Source organism: Kitasatospora sp. NPDC033851 (genome assembly GCF_055576085.1).
The window spans coordinates 141,441-157,712 of record NZ_JBVIRL010000020.1 but is presented as its reverse complement, the minus strand read 5'-3'; the positions used below and the strand labels follow the sequence as shown (position 1 = coordinate 157,712).

Below are 16,272 nucleotides of genomic sequence, written 5' to 3'. Positions count from 1 at the left end.
GCCACGGGGCCGGGCGAAAGCGGTCGAACTCGGCAACCATCCCCGTGCGCCTGCGACATGATGACGAGTCAAGGTTGGGCCGGCTGGAGGGGGAACGACAGGATGGCCGACGGCGCGCCGACGGAAGCGGGACCACGCACACGGGTGGACCGGCGGCCCTGGGGCCGCCGTGAGGACGCCCCGACACCCGGCCCGCCCTCGCGGCTCAGGCGGTTCCGGGCCGGCCCGGACGCGCCGACCGCGGTCCCGACGCCGCGCGACGCCGTCCCGGGGACCGTCACCCGCCGCCCCGCGCCCGCACGCGGCGGCCACTTCGGCGGTGCCTTCCCCGCGGCCCTGTTGGACCGGTACGAGCCGTACAAGGTCGCCGGCTCGGGCTCCGAGGGCACCGTCTGGCACGTCCGGCGGCTGGACGGCGGCGGGGACGCCGCGGTGAAGGTCACCCGGTCCGGCCAGGCCATGGACACCGAACTGCTGGAGCACCTGCGCGACGAGGCCTACCGGCGGCACGCGCCGCAGATCATCGACTACGGCCGGGTCGAGCACGCCGGGACGGGCTGCGACTGGGTGGCGATGGAGTACCTCCCGGTCACCCTCGCCGACCGCATCGCCGCCCTGAGCGAGCAGCGCCGGCACGCCGACCCGCGCGAAACCGAGGACATCGTCCGCGAACTCGTCGCCATGCTCGACTTCTGGCAGCGGCGGATCGAACGCAACCCGGTGGACTTCAAGCCCTCCAACATCCTGGTGCGGCCCGGCGCCGGCCCCGGGGAGTTCGTGATCGCGGACTTCGGCGGCGTCGCCCGGCTCACCGCCAGCCGCAGCTTCTCGTCCGAGATGCAGGTGACCATCGCCTACATGGCCCCCGAACAGCTGGCCGGCGCCAACCACCCGGCCGGGCCGTGGTGGGGCCTGGGCAACGTGCTGTACGAGCTGTTCACCGGCCGGCCGCACTACCTGGACGCGGACGGCTACCTGGTGAGCGACGAGGTGCTGCAGTACGACCTGGTCTTCGGCGAGGGGGTCAACCTCTCCGCCGTCGCCGATCCGCGCCGACTGCTGCTGCTCCAGGGCCTGTTGACCAGGAACCCCGCTCACCGCTGGCGGGCCCAGCAGGTCACCGGCTGGCTGGCGGGCGGCAACCCGGCCGTGGTGCGTCCCCAGGCGCCCGCCGGGGGCGCCGCGGGCGGCTACGTCCACCGGCCGGTCACCTTCCTCGGCGACCCGTACCACGCCCCGTCCGTGCTGGCCTGGAGCATGCTGAACCGCTCCGGCGAGGCGGCCGAGTGGCTGGTCGACGGCGGTGCGCAGCAGCTGCTGGTCTGGTTGCGCGACGAGGTCCGGGACACCCTCTTCGACCTGCACTACCTCCGCGCGGTCGACAGCGCCCGGGGCGCCCGGCGGACCGGCGCGGCCGCCCTCGCAGTCCTCGCCTTCGGCGCCGCCTTCGCGCCCTTCGCCACCCCGGTCTACCGCGAGCGCCCGATCGACTCGGCCGGCCTCACCCGGGTCGCCGCCGGGCCGGACGCCGTCGCCTTCGTCGACGAGCTGCTCGCCGCCTCCGTGCCGGCCATCGCCGCCCGCTACGACTGCGACCACCCGGAGTGTCAGGGCGAGCACTGCGGGCGGCTGCTCGCGCTCGCCCGCGTTCCGGAGGTCGTGCTCGAGACGGACCGGGCCGCCCGGGAACTCGGCGGCGGCCGCCGCACCGGGGACGGGCTGAGCGCCGACGAGCGGGCCGAGGCGTACCGGCTGGCCGTCTGGCTGACCGTCCAGCACGAGGAGCACCCGCGGCTGCTGGGCCGGCTCTCCCCGCTGCCCGCGGCGCTGCACCGGCTGCCGCTGTCCTGGCGGGTGTCGGCCGTGATGGCCGTGGTCGCGGCGGTCGTGGCAGACATGACGCTGGCCGGCTGGGCCGCCGTGTCCGCCGCCGCACGCCAGGAGCCGGCGGCCGGGGTGCGCCGCCGCTGGTCCGCGCTGCGCCGCCGCGCGGTGCGCGCCGACCCCGGGACGGTCGCCGGCTGCGCGACCCTGGTCGCCGCCGAGGCGCTGCGGGCCAGGCGCGCCACCGCCGGGCAGGGCGGCCCGGCCGGGCAGACGGGCGGCGCCGCACCGTTGGCCGGGCGGCTCCGGGCCTGGCTGGCACCCCGGGCCCGCATCTGGTGGGCGAACGCGCGGACCGCGCTGCCACGCCAGACGGCCGCGGCCCTGCTGCTGCTCGTCGCCCTCGCGCTGCTGCTCTGGGCCGGCTCGCTCGCGCGGATCAGCGTGGATGCCGGGAACCAGCTGAAGATCCTGCCGAACGGCCTCCTCGGCGACCGGCTGCGCACCGCCGGCGACCAGGCGGCCCGGTGGGTGACCCCGCAGCTGGGTGCGGCCCTGGCCGCCGCCGTCATCCTGGTCGCGTTCCCCGCCAGGGTCGGCCGGGGGACGCTGGCGCTGGCCGCGGCCGGGGCAGGGGCGATCGGCTACCTGCGGCTGGGGCCGCCGATGACGGTGCTCAAACCGCCGCCGGCCGTGGCCGACCGGGTGGTCACGTTCGAGGGCGGCATGGGCAGCTGGTCCGGGGTGGTGGCCGCCGTCGGCATCGTCGTGGCCCTGGTGCTGGCCGAGCGCGCCGCCCGGCTGATGCGGACGGCCCGGACCGCCCGGGAGCGGACCGCCGAACAGTGGCGGCGCCTCGCCCGCCGCTCCAGGCCCGCCGGCGGAACCACCCGGGCCGGTACGGGCGGGCCCGGATCCGCCGAGGGGGACTGGGGGCCGGCCGGCGCCGGCGTCCGCGAACGCGCCCGGTTCGCGCTCGGCAGCACCTTCGTCCTGGTCGTCCTGCTCTGGGCGACCGTCGAGGTGCGACTGGCCGCCACCGGGCACCACCCCACGCCGGAGTCCTGGGGCACCGGCCGGGTCGGGGCCGCGTACCAGGCCGGGTTCACCGTCCTGCTGGCCGCCCTGTCGGCCGCCGCCACGCTGGCCCGGCCCGTGGCCGCCCGTCGGCTCTTCGCGCTCTGGCTGCTCGGCACGCTGCTGCTCGGCGCCGTGCCCCCGCCGCTCGGCCCGCTGGAGGCGCTGCGCATCCCCATGGCCGAGCCGCTGTACGGCGGCATCGCGGACCTGTGGGGCCACAGCGCCTTCTGGGCCGCCCTCCTGATCGCCCTGCCGCTCGCCTGCCTCGGCATCCGGCGCACCGTCCTGCGGGCCGGCCGCGGAGGCGGGAGCCGCTGAGGCGCCGGCCGCTGGGGCGCCGGTCGCTGGGGCATGGGGCCCTCGTGAGGTGCGGGGCCGTCCTGAGGTGCGGGGCTTTCCGCGGGGTGGGGCCCTCCGGGGGCCGGGTCGTGACGCCCGCGCGGCGGGGCGGGCAGCCACCAGGAGCGGCGCCAGAGCAGTACGGCCGCCACGAGGGTCTGGCCGATCAGCCAGGCCGCGCCGGCGCCGGTGATGCCGAGCACCGGCAGCAGCAATTCGGTCAGCGCCAGCACCACGAGCGAGAGCCCGGCGAGCACGCCGACCACGACGCCCATCCGGCGCCGGGCCCGCGACAGCGCGACGACCGTGGTGTTGAGCAGGTTCGGCAGCGCGGAGAGGGCGAGCAGCCACAGGACGACCGTGCCGTGGCGGGCGTACCCGGCGCCGAACAGGCGCAGCACCCACGGCGAGACGGCGATCAGCAGCACGACCGCCGCCACGAGCACCCGGCCGGAGTGCCGGAGCACCCGCCGGTAGTCGTCGAGCCGGGTGATGTCCCGGGCGGACTCCACGACCAGCGAGTAGCCCATGTTGGAACTGAAGCAGTACAGCGCGAACGGCACCATCCAGGCCAGTGAGAAGTACGCGCTGTCGGCGGCGCCGAGGCGGTTGAGCACGATCACGGGGGGCAGGTTGACCGCCGCCAGCCAGCACATCGCACCCACGTAGTCCGCGGAGATGTAGCCGAAGGTCGGCCTCGAGGTGTCCGCGCCGGCCGTGGGCGCGGCCCGTTCGTGCCGGGGCAGGGCGCGGCCGAAGATGAAGGCGCTCGTCACGACGAGCGCGAGCGCGATGCCGACCATCCAGGAGAGGAGGATCCCGTTCTGCGCACCGACGGCGGCGAACACGACCAGCAGCCCGATCTTCTCGATCGAGAAGAGCCCGTTCTCCAGGGCCACCCAGTCCGCTCGCCGAAGGCCGGTGAGGACGCCGTCCTGGAGGTTGAAGATCGCGTAGCCGGCGGTCGCCACGACGAAGCAGAGGCCCAGCCCCCAGGTGCGCAGGAACCCGAGCCCGGGTGAGAGCACCGGGATCAGCAGCACCAGCCCGGCGGCGAAGACCAGGGTGACCAGCGAGGCCGCGAGATAGGCCAGCCCCACCAGCCGCCCGGTGCGCGGCCCGGCGGAGGGCACGAAACGGACCATGGCGTTGGCGAGGTTCAGCTGCCCCACCCCGCCGAGGAACATCATCGCGGAGACCGCGGCGTAGTTGCGGCCCACGGTGGCCGGGCTGTACCAGTGGGCGCCGAGTGCCCAGTACAGGGCGCCGAAGAGTGAGGTCAACAGCGAACTGAGGGTGAGCAGATGGGCGTTGCGCAGTAACGGGTCGTAGCGCCCGGCGGAGGTGAGGACCGCCCTGCCCCGCGATCGCAGCGATCGGACGACGGCGGCCGACGCGCGGGCTCCGTTGCTCACCACCAGCAGCTCCCGTCCTCGGCCTCCCGGGCTCGGACGCGGCCCGGAGCCGGTATGGGCCAGCCCGCCCATTTTATGACCCGCCACCCGGTCGGCGCCCGGCCGCGGCGGGGGAGTGCGCCGGGATGGGGGAGCGCGCCGAGGTCGGGCGGGGGTCCGCGGGCGCACCTAGCCTGGAAAGCGGGGGCTGGCGGACTCACCGGAGAGGAGCGACCGTGCCATGCCCAGGACGCCTCCCGCCGGTGTCGAGGTGACCAGTCCGGCACCGCGCGAGCTGTGGTGGGAACTGATCGAGCGCGATGACGGAGCGCTGGTGACGCAGACACCGACCTGGCTCGACTGCCTCTGCGACGCCCGGCCGTTGGCGGACGCGAGTCGGCTGTACCGGTTCGACGGCGGGCGGCAGGTCCTCGTCCCGCTGGTTCGCCGCCGCGGCTGGGCCACCCGCCTGCTGGCGGAGGAGTCCTGGCCCGGGTGGGGTGTCGGCGGCGCCGTCGTGCCGGACGGACCACCCGACCCGCGGGAGGCCCGGCTCGTCTTCGAGGATCTCGCGGACCGCCCCGCACTGCGGGTCGCCGTACGGTTCGACCCCCGGTCCGCCGCGGTCTGGAACGCGACCGTCCCGGACGCCTTCGCGGCCTTCGACCGCACCACCTACCTCCTCGACCTGGCGGGCGGCTTCGAGGAGGTGTGGGCCCACAGCTTCCGCCCTCAGGTGCGCCGCGGCGTGCGGCAGGCCGAACGCGCGGAGGTACAGGTCGAGGTGGGCCGGGGCGGGCGGTTGGTGCCGCAGTTCCGGCGTCTCCACCAGGAGTCGGTCGCCCGCTGGGCCGAACAGCAGCACGAGCCGCTGGCCCTGGCCCGCTGGCGCCATCGGCGGGAGGAACCGCCGCGCCTCCTGGAAGCGGTCGCGGAGCGCTTCGGCGCCTCCTGCGCGATCTGGCTGGCCAGCTGCGGCGGGGAGCCGGCCGCCGCGATCGTGGTGCTGCGGCACGGCACCCACACCAAGTACTGGCGTGGGGCGATGGACCGGCGCCTGGCGCATCCGGTCCACGCCAACCACCTCCTGCACCGGCTCGCCGTCGAGGACGCGTGCGCGGCCGGGAGCCTCGTCTACGACATGGGCGACGCCCGGCCCGACTCCTCGCTGGCCGCGTTCAAGCAGAGCTTCGGCGCACGGCCGGTGTCCTCCCCGGCCTACTACCGCGAGCGCCTGCCGCTGACGGCAGCGGACCGCCGACTGCGCGGCGTAGTGAAACGGGCCATCGGGTTCCGCGACGCCTGACGGCCGGAACCGCTGCCGGCCGGCTTCGCCTTGGGGCGGGATGCTCGGGCGACCGGCCGTTCTCGGGCAGGGTGTTCAGCCGACCAGTCGGGAGAGCTCGATCGAGTGCCCCGTCCGCTCCACCTTCGCCGTCAGGTACCGGACGTTGCTCGCCGACAGGTGTACGCCCGTCGGCACCCGGCGCCGCACGGTGATCCCGAGGTCGGCCAACTGCGCCGCCTTGTCCGGGTTGTTGCTCAGCAGGTCGATGCCGCCTGTCCCATCTGTCGCGCCCGTCGCGCCCGTCGCGCCCGTCGCGTCCGTCGCGCCCGTCGCGTCCGTGACGCCGAGCGCGGTGAGCATCTGGGCGGCGGCGGTGTAGTCCCGGCCGTCCTCGGGCAGGCCGAGCGCGGTGTTGGCGTCGTACGTGTCCAACCCGGAGTCCTGCAGGGCGTACGCGTCGAGCTTGTTGTAGAGCCCGATGCCCCGGCCCTCCTGGCGCAGGTAGAGCAGGTACCCGCCGGCCTCGCTGATCCGCTCCACCGCCTCGCGCAACTGCGGCCCGCAGTCGCAGCGGTCCGAGCCGAAGACGTCCCCGGTCAGGCACTCGGAGTGCAGTCGCACCAGCGGCGTCCCGCCTTCGGGGACCGTGCCGAGGGCGAGTGTGAGGTGCTCGGCGCCGTCGGCGAGGCCGTGGAAGGTGAAGACCTCCGCCTCGGCGCGGTAGCCGTCGGGGAAGGTCAGCGGGATGCGCACGCGCGAACGCACCGTGGTGGGGCCGGGCAGCGGCATGGAACGGGCCTCCGTCGATCAGGGGTGGACCGGGCTGGATCGGATGTCGACCGTACTCGGTAGTTCCAATTTGAACAACTGGATGCCGACGGTGCCCGCCGCGATCACGAGGCGCAGAACACCCGCCCCGCCCCGTCTGTTCCCGCGACCGTTCCCCGCCGGCTTCCACCATGTGGATGGCGCGTGGACGAGGGGGTGGACACTGCGAGACTTCCCCCGTTTCCTGGGCACGGGAACGCCCGCGCACGACCACCGACAACGACGGAAGGTCCTGATCAGATGCCCATGAGCCGCCCCGCCTCCACCCCCGACACCGCGATCCGGCCGCGCTTCGACGCCGAACAGCGGGCGGTCGAGGCCCTTTACGCGGACGTGGTCCGCCGCAACAAGGGCGAGACGGAGTTCCACCAGGCCGTCCACGAGGTGCTGGAGACCCTGGCCCCGGTGCTCGCCCACCGGCCCGAACTCCTCGACGCCCGGATCATCGAGCGGATCTGCGAGCCCGAGCGGCAGCTGATGTTCCGGGTGCCGTGGACGGACGACTCCGGCGACATCCACGTCAACCGCGGCTTCCGGGTGGAGTTCAGCAGCGCCCTCGGCCCGTACAAGGGCGGGCTGCGCTTCCACCCCTCGGTCAACCTCGGCATCGTCAAGTTCCTCGGCTTCGAGCAGATCTTCAAGAACGCGCTCACCGGGCTGTCGATCGGCGGCGGCAAGGGTGGCGCCGACTTCGACCCCAAGGGCCGCTCGGACGCCGAGATCATGAGGTTCTGTCAGTCCTTCATGACCGAGCTCCACCGCCACCTCGGTGAGCACACCGACGTGCCGGCCGGAGACATCGGCGTCGGCGGCCGCGAGATCGGCTACCTCTTCGGCCAGTACAAGCGGATCACCAACCGCTACGAGTCCGGCGTGCTCACCGGCAAGGGCCTCGGCTGGGGCGGCGCGCAGGTCAGGACCGAGGCCACCGGCTACGGCTGCGTGCTGTTCACCGCCGAGATGCTGCACAGCCGCGGCGAGAGCCTGGACGGACGCCGGGTGGTCGTCTCCGGCTCCGGCAACGTCGCGCTCTACGCGATCGAGAAGGCGCAGCAGCTCGGCGCGACGGTGCTGACCGCCTCCGACTCCTCCGGCTACGTGGTGGACGAGAAGGGCATCGACCTCGATCTGCTCAAGGAGGTCAAGGAGGTCCGGCGCGGTCGGGTGTCCGAGTACGCCGAACTGCGCGGCAGCCACGTCCGGTTCGTCGAGGGATCAAGTGTGTGGAGCGTGCCCTGCGAGGTCGCGCTGCCCTGCGCCACCCAGAACGAGCTGACCGAGGCCGACGCGCTCGCGCTGGTGCGGAGCGGCGTGCTCGCGGTCGCCGAGGGCGCCAACATGCCCACCACGCCGGAAGCGGTGCGGGTGTTCCAGGAGGCCAGGGTGGCCTTCGGCCCGGGCAAGGCGGCGAACGCGGGCGGCGTCGCGACCAGCGCGCTGGAGATGCAGCAGAACGCCTCGCGCGACTCCTGGACCTTCCAGCACACCGAGGAACGGCTGGCCGGGATCATGAAGCACATCCACGACTCCTGCTTCACCACCGCCGAGCGCTACGCCCACCCCGGCGACTACGTGGTGGGCGCCAACATCGCGGGCTTCGAGTTGGTCGCGGACGCGATGCTGGCCCAGGGCCTGGTCTGACCAGCCTTTCCCGCCGCTGACCCGGCGATCGGCATCCGGCGATCGGTACCGGCGATCGGCACCCGGCAATCGGTACCCGACCGGAGCGGGCACCGATTGTCGGGTACGGCAGGGTGGGTCCTTCCTACGGTGATCAGCAAGGAAGGACGGGGCTGGGATGCTGGAGCACCTGAACCGGGCGATGGAGCACATCGAACGGCAGCTGGACGGCGAGGTCGACGTGGCCGAGCTGGCGAGGATCGCGATGACGTCGGAGTACCACTTCCGGCGGCTGTTCTCGATGCTCGCCGGGATATCGCTGTCGGAGTACGTCCGGCGTCGGCGGCTGACCGTCGCGGGGGCCGAAGTCCTCGACGGCGAGCGGACGTTGCTCGACATCGCGGTCCGGTACGGGTACACCTCGGGCGAGGCCTTCGCCCGGGCGTTCCGGGCGATGCACGGGGTCGGGCCGGGGGAGGCCCGGCGCGACGGTGCGGTGCTCACCTCCCAGCCCCGGATGTCCTTCCGACTCGTCGTGGAAGGAAGCAGCAGCATGGAATACCGAATCGTCGAGAAGCCGGACTTCCGGATCGTCGGCAGGAAGGCCCGGGTCACCCTGATCTACCAGGGGGTCAACCCGGGGATCGCCGAGTTCATCAAGGGGCTCGGCCAGGAGGCCGTCGAGCGGATCACGGCCCTCACCGGGCCGGACCCGGCCGGCATCGTGTCGGTGACCGACGACTACTCGCCGAACCGCGAGGAGGGGTCCGAACTCACCTACTGGCACGCGGTGGTGGCGCGCGAGGACGTCGTCGTCCCGGAGGACCTGGACGTGCTCGAGGTGCCGGCCGGTACCTGGGCGGTGTTCCGCAACACCGGGCCGTTCCCGCAGGCGCTGCAGGAGATGTGGGGGGACGTGGCCGGCCAGTGGTTCCCGTCCAACCCGTACGAGGCCCGGCCGGGCCCGGAGATCCTGCAGACCCGCTTCGTCCCGGGGGCGGCCGACGCCGAGGCGGAGCTCTGGATCCCGGTGTCGCGGGCTCTGCGGAGCTGACGGGCTGCGGCCGGGCGGCCTGCGGTCTGAGGGGCTGCCCTCCCGGCGGCCCGAGGGTGGACAGCTGACAACTGACAGATGACGTTCAATAGATGACAGCTGACAGATTTCGAAATCTGTCAGCTGTCATCTGTCATCTGTCATCTGTCATTCGTCAGCCCTCCGCCCGCCCCCGTTCGGCCCACCAGCGTCCGTCCCCGGCCCTTCCCGCCCCGCATCCTGGGCGGGAAGGGCCGGGGGCCGAGAACGAGCTGGAGAGCAGACGCCATGAAGCAGACCTCCGTGACCACCGACGCGCCCTGCTGGGTCGAGCTGGGCACCGCCGACCCGGCCGCCGCCAGGGCCTTCTACCGCGAGCTGTTCGGCTGGCTGGAGGACGACGGCGGGCGCCCCGAGGACGGCGACTACATCCGGATGCTCCTGAAGGACACCCCGGTCGCCGCGATCACCCCGCGCTACGCGCCGGGGCAGCCGACGGCCTGGACGGTCTGCTTCGCGGTCGCCGACGCCGACGCCACCGCGGCGAGGATCGTGGACGCCGGCGGCACCCTCCTGAAGGAGCCCACCGACGTGCGCGACCACGGCCGGTTCGCGGTGGCCGCCGACCGCTCCCACGCGGTGTTCGTCCTCTGGCAGGCCGGCGCCTTCAAGGGCGCCGGGGTGTTCAACGAGCCGGGCTCGCTCGGCTGGGTGGAACTGCTCACGCGCGACCCGGCCGGCGCGACCGCCTTCTACCCGGCGGTCTTCGGCTGGTCCGTCGCGCCCTCCGAGCACTACACCCAGTGGGGCCTGGCCGGTCAGGACTTCGGCGGCATGCTGGTGATGGACGAGGGCTTCCCGCCGGAGGTGCCGCCGCACTGGCTGCCGTACTTCTCGTGCGCCGACGCCGACCTCACCGTCAGCCGGGCGGTGGCCCTGGGCGGGGACGTGCTGATGCCCGCCTTCTCGATGGCGGGCGGTCGGCGGATCGCCGTGCTGCGCGATCCGCAGGGCGCCGCCTTCGGCATCTACCGCGCCCCCGCCGAGGGCTGAGCCGGGCGCCGGGCGGCGCGCGGGCGCCGTCCCGCCACCGCGGCCCCCGCCGTGATCAGCAGCGCTCCCGCCGGCACCACGTCGCCGACGCGGTCGTACCAGGTCAGCGTGTCGGGCGCGGTGAGCGGCAGCCGGACGGTCAGTGTGCCGGTGCCGTCGGTGCCGAGCCGGGCGAGCTCCCGGCCCTGGCCGTCGAAGGCCGCCGAGACGCCGGTCAGCGAGGCCTGGACGGCCGGCCGCCCGGTCTCGGCGGCGCGGATCGCCGCCAGCGAGACGTGCTGCTCGGGCGCCCAGGTGTGCTGGAACGTCGAGGTCGAGGACTGGTAGACCAGCACCCGGGCGCCGTCCCGCGCGGCGGTGCGGGCCATGTCGGGGAAGGCCGACTCGAAGCAGATCAGCGCTCCGACCGGCAGCGGTGCGCCCGTCCGGTCGGTGGCCGGCAGCACGTGGAAGGCGGTGCCGGGCGCGCGGTTCTCGCCCGCCGCCCGACTGACCCCGGCGATCCAGCCGAGCACCGGTCGCAGCGGGATGTACTCGCCGAACGGCACCAGCCGGATCTTTCGGTAGCGGTCCACCACGCCCGCCGGGGAGACCAGCACCGCGTCCTTGGAGATCCGCCCGTCCGCCTTGCGGGCGTCCTCCCCGGCCATCACCTCGGCGCCGGTGGTGACGGCGAGCCGGCGCAGGGCGTCCAGGGCGGCCGGGTCGCGGTCGAGGTCGGCGGTGGTGCTGCTCTCGCCCCACACCACCAGGTCCACCGGCTGACCGACCAGGTCCGCGGTGGCCCGGGCGCTCGCGTCGAAGCGGGCCTGCGGGTCCTCGACGATGCCGGGCTGGACCAGCGCCGCCGTGACCGCCCCGGCCCCGGCCGGTGCCTCGCGCAGCGCGAACAGCAGCGGACCGGAGGCCAGGACCAGCACCGCCGCCGAGGCCGCGACGGCCCGCGGCCGCCAGTGCACCGAGGTCAGCACGATCAGCACCCCGGTGTTCACCGCCGCCACCGCCGCGCTGACCAGCCAGATCCCGCCCGCCGAGGCGAGTCCGAGGATCGCCGGGTGCTGCCACTGGGTGGCGCCGAGCAGCGCCCACGGCCCGCCGAGCGCGTGCCAGGACCGCGCGTACTCGGTGCTCACCCACACCGCGGGGACGACCGGCAGCGCGAGCAGCGCCCGACGGGTGGTCAGCGGCGGGCGCAGCAGCCGGTGCACCGCGTACCCGAGCGGCGCCTGCAGCGCCCCGAACAGCACGGCGAGCACCGGCAGCGCCGGTCCGACGGAGGGCACCAGCCAGTACATCGCGGTCAGGATGAACCCCGCCCCGAACCACCACCCGCGCACCGCGGCCTCCCGCCCCGACGGCGCCCGCTGCGCGAGCAGCAGCCCCGGGACGAGGGCGACCCAGGCGAGCCAGGCCTGCCCGGGCGCCGGGAACGCGAGCACCGGCACGGCCCCGGCCGCCAGTGCGCCGAGCCGCGCCCGGTACCGGTGCGGCGCGCGCGGCTCAGCCTGCTCCCGTTGCTCCCGTTCCTCGTTTTTCTCCGCGTCCTCCGCTTTCCCGGCCTCGGCTGCGGGGGTCGTGCTCAGGGCTGGGCTGGTGGGACCGATGCGGCGCGACATGCCCCGTATTGTCCGCTTGGACGGCGTAGCCCACCAGTGTTCCCGTCACCCGAATGGACGACGGGAACACCAACAGGGCGGTGGCGACCCACCTTTCGAACGGGCGCCGGAACGGCGGGCCTCAGCCCTCGCCGCCCTCGCCGCCCTCCAGGTCCCCCTCGGTCTCCAGGAACGCGGCCTGCAGCTGGGCGATCAGCTCCGGGTCCGGCTGCTCCCACAGCCCGCGGCTCGCCGCCTCCAGCAGGCGTTCGCTGATCCCGTGCAGCGCCCACGGGTTGGCGCCCGCGAGGAACTCCCGGTTGACCGGGTCGAGCACGTACTCCTGGGTCAGCTTCTCGTACATCCAGTCCGCGACCACGCCCGTGGTGGCGTCGTAGCCGAACAGGTAGTCGACCGTCGCGGCCATCTCGAAGGCGCCCTTGTAGCCGTGCCGGCGCATCGCCTCGATCCAGCGCGGGTTGACCACGCGGGCACGGAAGACGCGGGCGGCCTCCTCGGTCAGCGTCCGGGTGCGGACCGTCTCCGGGCGGGTGGAGTCGCCGATGTAGGCGGTCGGCGCCTTGCCGGTGAGGGCGCGGACGGTGGCCACCATGCCGCCGTGGTACTGGAAGTAGTCGTCCGAGTCGGCGATGTCGTGCTCGCGGGTGTCGGTGTTCTTCGCGGCGACGGTGATCCGCTTGTACGCGGTCTCCATCTCCTCGCGGGCCGGCCGCCCGTCCAACCCGCGCCCGTACGCGTAGCCGCCCCAGACGGTGTACACCTCGGCGAGGTCGGCGTCGGTGCGCCAGTCCCGGCTGTCGATCAGCTGGAGCAGGCCGGCCCCGTACGTGCCCGGGCGGGAGCCGAAGACGCGGACGGTGGCCTTGCGCTCGTCGCCGTGGACGGCCACGTCGGCCCGGACGTGGGCCCGGACGAAGTTCTGCTCGTCGGCCTCCTCCTGGGCGGCGGCCAGGCGCACCGCGTCGTCCAGCAGGGCGACGACGTGCGGGAAGGCGTCGCGGAAGAAGCCGGAGATGCGCAGCGTCACGTCGATGCGCGGGCGGCCCAGCTCCTCCAGCGGGATCGGCTCCAGGCCGGTGACCCGGCGGGAGGCCTCGTCCCAGACCGGGCGGACGCCGAGCAGGGCGAAGGCCTCGGCGATGTCGTCGCCGGCGGTGCGCATCGCGCTGGTGCCCCAGAGCGAGAGGCCGACCGAGGGCGGGTAGGCGCCGTCGTTGTCGGCGGTGTACCGCTCGATCAGCGAGGCGGCGAGCGCCTGGCCGGTCTCCCAGGCGAGCTTGCTGGGGACGGCCTTCGGGTCGACCGAGTAGAAGTTGCGGCCGGTCGGCAGGACGTTGACCAGGCCGCGCAGCGGCGATCCGGACGGGCCGGCCGGGACGAAGCCGCCCTGCAGCGCGTGCAGCACCGCGTCCAGCTCGTCGGTGGTCGCGGCCAGGCGCGGCACCACCTGGGCGGCGGCGAAGGCCAGCACCGCCCGGACGGCCTCCTGGACGGTCTCCGGCAGGTCGGCGGTGACCTTCTCGACCGCCTCGGGCGCCCAGTCCGCCGCCTCCATCGCCTCGACCAGGGCGCGGGCCTCGGCCTCGGCCGCGTCGGTGGCGCCGAGCGTCAGCGCGGCCTCGTCCAGGCCGAGCGCCTCGCGCAGGCCGGGCAGTGCGCTGACGCCGCCCCAGATCTGCCGGGCGCGCAGGATGGCGAGCACGATGTTGACCCGGTCGGTCCCGGTCGGCGCCTGGCCGAGGACGTGCAGGCCGTCGCGGATCTGGGCGTCCTTGACCTCGCAGAGCCAGCCGTCGACGTGCAGCAGGAAGTCGTCGAAGCCGTCGTCCTCGGGGCGCTCGTCCAGGCCGAGGTCGTGGTCGAGCTTGGCCGCCTGGATCAGGGTCCAGATCTGGGCGCGGATGGCGGGCAGCTTGGCCGGGTCCATCGCGGCGATGTTGGAGTGCTCGTCCAGCAGCTGCTCCAGGCGCGCGATGTCGCCGTAGGAGTCGGCGCGGGCCATCGGCGGGACGAGGTGGTCGACCAGCGTGGCGTGGGCGCGGCGCTTGGCCTGGGTGCCCTCGCCCGGGTCGTTGACCAGGAAGGGGTAGACCAGCGGGAGGTTGCCGAGGACGGCGTCCGGGCCGCACTCGGCGGACAGCGCGGCGGTCTTGCCGGGCAGCCACTCCAGGTTGCCGTGCTTGCCGAGGTGGATGACGGCGTGGGCGCCGAAGCCGCCGTCCTCCTGCGCGGCCTCGATCCAGCGGTAGGCGGCCAGGTAGTGGTGGCTCGGCGGCAGGTCGGGGTCGTGGTAGATCGCGACCGGGTTCTCGCCGAAGCCGCGCGGCGGCTGGATCAGGACCAGCAGGTTCCCGGAGCGGATCGCGGCCAGCACGATGTCGCCGTCCGGGTTCTGCGAGCGGTCGACGTACAGCTCGCCGGGGGCCGGGCCCCAGTGCTCCTCGACCTGCTCGCGCAGGGCCTGGGGGAGGGTGGCGTACCAGCGGCGGTAGTCGGCGGCGGGGATGCGCACCGGGTTGCGGGCCAGCTGGTCCTCGGTGAGCCAGTCCTGGTCGTAGCCGCCGGCCGCGATCAGGGCGTGGATGATCGCGTCGCCCTCGTGGCCCTCCTCGGTGCCCTCGTCCAGGCCGGGCAGGCTGTCCCCGAGGTCCATGCCCTCCTCGCGCAGCCGGTGCAGCAGGCGGACGGCGCTGGCGGGGGTGTCCAGGCCGACGGCGTTGCCGACCCGGGCGTGCTTGGTCGGGTACGCGGACAGCACCAGCGCGAGGCGGCGCTCGGCGGCCGGGACGTACCGCAGCCGGGCGTGGCTGACGGCGGTGCCGGCCACCCGGGCGGCGCGCTCCGGATCGGCGGCGTAGACGGTCAGGCCGTCCTCGTCCAGTTCCTTGAAGGAGAACGGGACGGTGATCAGGCGGCCGTCGAACTCCGGCACGGCGATCTGGGTGGCGGTGTCCAGCGGGGACAGGCCGTCGTCGCTGCTCTCCCACTGGGCGCGGGACCAGGTCAGGCAGAGCGCCTGCAGGATCGGGCGGTCCAGTGCGGCGAGCGCGCCCGCGTCCCAGGCCTCCTCGTCGCCGCCGGCCTGCGCGTCGGCCGGGCGGGTGCCGCCGGCGGCGAGCACGGTGGTGACGATCGCGTCGGCCTCGCCGAGCGCGGCCAGCAGCTCGGGCTCGGCGCCGCGCAGCGAGGCGCAGTAGTAGGCCTTGGCCCGGGCGCCCTGGTCCTCGACGGCCCGGCAGAGCGTCTCCACGAAGGCGGTGTTGCCGCTCATGTGGTGGGCGCGGTAGTAGAGCACCGCGACCGTCGGACCCTCGGACGTACGGGCCTCGCGCTCCAGCGGGCCCCAGGCCGGCGCGGAGGCGGGCGGGGCGAAGCCGTGGCCGGTCAGCAGGACCGTGTCGGAGAGGAAGGCGCCCAGCTCGGCCAGGTTGGCCGCGCCGCCGTGGGCGAGGTAGGCGTGCGCCTCGGCGGCGATGCCGGCCGGGACGGTGGACAGCTCCATCAGCTGGGCGTCGGGGGCCTGCTCACCGGTCAGCACCACCACCGGGCGGGGGCCGGCCAGCAGCGCGTCCAGGCCCTCCTGCCAGGCACGGCGCCCGCCGAGCAGGCGGACCACGACGAGGTCGGTGCCCTCCAGCAGCGCGGGCAGGTCCTCGGGGGTGAGCCGGGCCGGGTTGCCGAGCCGGTAGCGCACCGGGCCCTCGGAAGCGCGGGCACTGAGCAGGTCGGTGTCGGACGTCGACAGCAGCAGGATCATGAGAAGGCCCTCCCGGCCTCGAGGGTGGCCAGGACGGCCGTGAAGTCGGCCGGGACGGCCTGGATGCGGGCCGGAGCCGTCGTACTGACGGCAGGGTCGGCCGTGGTGACGGCCGGGGCGGCCGTGCTGACGGCCGTGGACGCGTGCGCGGGCATGCGACAGCGCTGGTGCATTTCTGCCTTCCTCGGGGTCCGCGCCCCGGGCCGGTGGAGGACGGCAGGAGTTCCTGGCTCCCGCGGCCGACCGGTTTCCCGGTGAACCGCGGTCACAGTGGCGGGACCGCACCGGGCTTGCACCGGTTTCCTCCCCTGCGCCGTCGCTGGCGTGCGGACGGTCCGCCAGGACCGTCCGCCCAGCATCGTACGGGGTGCGGCTGAGCTGGGGGAGAGTGAGCTTTCGGTCGCGCACTCCGGGCCGACCGGCGCATGGGCTCGCACTGC

The 16,272-nt window shown here is 74.4% G+C and carries 10 protein-coding genes and 1 riboswitch; of the genes, 6 read left to right on the top strand and 4 right to left on the bottom strand.

What is annotated here, in order from left to right; all coding sequences use genetic code 11:
- Window positions 1-144: 144 nt before the first annotated feature.
- The 3 genes from ACZ51D_RS31695 to ACZ51D_RS31685 all read left to right on the top strand — a co-directional run bounded on the left by ACZ51D_RS31695 (window position 145) and on the right by ACZ51D_RS31685 (window position 5,943).
- Window positions 145-3,222, top strand: a complete 3,078-nt coding sequence (locus tag ACZ51D_RS31695) for a protein kinase domain-containing protein (protein WP_465664205.1) — start codon at window positions 145-147, stop codon at window positions 3,220-3,222.
- Window positions 3,223-3,771: 549 nt separating this feature from the next.
- Window positions 3,772-3,912, top strand: coding sequence for a hypothetical protein (locus ACZ51D_RS31690; RefSeq protein WP_360489845.1), 141 nt, complete (start codon window positions 3,772-3,774; stop codon window positions 3,910-3,912).
- Between the two features lie 966 nt (window positions 3,913-4,878).
- Window positions 4,879-5,943, top strand: coding sequence for a GNAT family N-acetyltransferase (locus ACZ51D_RS31685; protein WP_465664204.1), 1,065 nt, complete (start codon window positions 4,879-4,881; stop codon window positions 5,941-5,943).
- A 75-nt stretch (window positions 5,944-6,018) separates the two neighbouring features.
- On the opposite strand, the gene ACZ51D_RS31680 is transcribed toward ACZ51D_RS31685, so the two are convergent.
- The gene (locus tag ACZ51D_RS31680; RefSeq protein ID WP_465664203.1) at window positions 6,019-6,714 is read right to left on the bottom strand and encodes a GTP cyclohydrolase II; all 696 of its coding nucleotides are present in this window, start codon (window positions 6,712-6,714) and stop codon (window positions 6,019-6,021) included.
- A 279-nt stretch (window positions 6,715-6,993) separates the two neighbouring features.
- Between ACZ51D_RS31680 and gdhA the strand changes: the two genes are divergently transcribed.
- The 3 genes from gdhA (at window position 6,994) to ACZ51D_RS31665 (ending at window position 10,459) form a co-directional block, all read left to right on the top strand.
- On the top strand, window positions 6,994-8,394 hold the full coding sequence (gene gdhA / locus ACZ51D_RS31675; RefSeq protein WP_465664202.1) for an NADP-specific glutamate dehydrogenase: 1,401 nt from the start codon (window positions 6,994-6,996) through the stop codon (window positions 8,392-8,394).
- Window positions 8,395-8,551: 157 nt separating this feature from the next.
- Window positions 8,552-9,427 carry an AraC family transcriptional regulator gene (locus tag ACZ51D_RS31670; RefSeq protein WP_465664201.1) on the top strand — a complete coding sequence of 292 codons (876 nt, stop codon included), beginning with the start codon at window positions 8,552-8,554 and terminating at the stop codon, window positions 9,425-9,427.
- 267 nt (window positions 9,428-9,694) lie between these two features.
- Window positions 9,695-10,459, top strand: coding sequence for a VOC family protein (locus tag ACZ51D_RS31665; protein WP_465619885.1), 765 nt, complete (start codon window positions 9,695-9,697; stop codon window positions 10,457-10,459).
- Here the strand turns inward: ACZ51D_RS31665 and lnt are convergent.
- The 3 genes from lnt to ACZ51D_RS31650 form a co-directional block, all read right to left on the bottom strand.
- Window positions 10,435-12,075, bottom strand: coding sequence for an apolipoprotein N-acyltransferase (lnt, locus tag ACZ51D_RS31660; protein ID WP_465664200.1), 1,641 nt, complete (start codon window positions 12,073-12,075; stop codon window positions 10,435-10,437). The genes ACZ51D_RS31665 and lnt overlap by 25 nt on opposite strands.
- A 121-nt stretch (window positions 12,076-12,196) precedes the next feature.
- A complete protein-coding gene (gene cobN / locus ACZ51D_RS31655) occupies window positions 12,197-15,832 on the bottom strand; it encodes a cobaltochelatase subunit CobN (protein ID WP_465619889.1) in 3,636 nt (1,211 codons plus the stop codon).
- Window positions 15,829-16,005: a hypothetical protein gene (locus ACZ51D_RS31650; RefSeq protein ID WP_465619891.1), complete on the bottom strand. Its 177-nt coding sequence runs from the start codon at window positions 16,003-16,005 to the stop codon at window positions 15,829-15,831. The genes cobN and ACZ51D_RS31650 overlap by 4 nt, the downstream gene beginning before the upstream one ends.
- Window positions 16,006-16,052: 47 nt before the next feature.
- Window positions 16,053-16,138: riboswitch (cobalamin riboswitch) on the bottom strand.
- Between the last annotated feature and the right edge of the window lie 134 nt (window positions 16,139-16,272).

Coding starts and splice junctions, on each gene's coding strand:
- ACZ51D_RS31685 (WP_465664204.1), top strand. CDS start 4,879: ATGCCCAGGACGCCTCCCGCCGGTGTCGAGGTGACCAGTCCGGCACCG.
- ACZ51D_RS31665 (WP_465619885.1), top strand. CDS start 9,695: ATGAAGCAGACCTCCGTGACCACCGACGCGCCCTGCTGGGTCGAGCTG.
- ACZ51D_RS31690 (WP_360489845.1), top strand. CDS start 3,772: ATGTTGGAACTGAAGCAGTACAGCGCGAACGGCACCATCCAGGCCAGT.
- lnt (WP_465664200.1), bottom strand. CDS start 12,075: ATGTCGCGCCGCATCGGTCCCACCAGCCCAGCCCTGAGCACGACCCCC.
- ACZ51D_RS31670 (WP_465664201.1), top strand. CDS start 8,552: ATGCTGGAGCACCTGAACCGGGCGATGGAGCACATCGAACGGCAGCTG.
- ACZ51D_RS31650 (WP_465619891.1), bottom strand. CDS start 16,005: ATGCACCAGCGCTGTCGCATGCCCGCGCACGCGTCCACGGCCGTCAGC.
- cobN (WP_465619889.1), bottom strand. CDS start 15,832: ATGATCCTGCTGCTGTCGACGTCCGACACCGACCTGCTCAGTGCCCGC.
- gdhA (WP_465664202.1), top strand. CDS start 6,994: ATGCCCATGAGCCGCCCCGCCTCCACCCCCGACACCGCGATCCGGCCG.
- ACZ51D_RS31680 (WP_465664203.1), bottom strand. CDS start 6,714: ATGCCGCTGCCCGGCCCCACCACGGTGCGTTCGCGCGTGCGCATCCCG.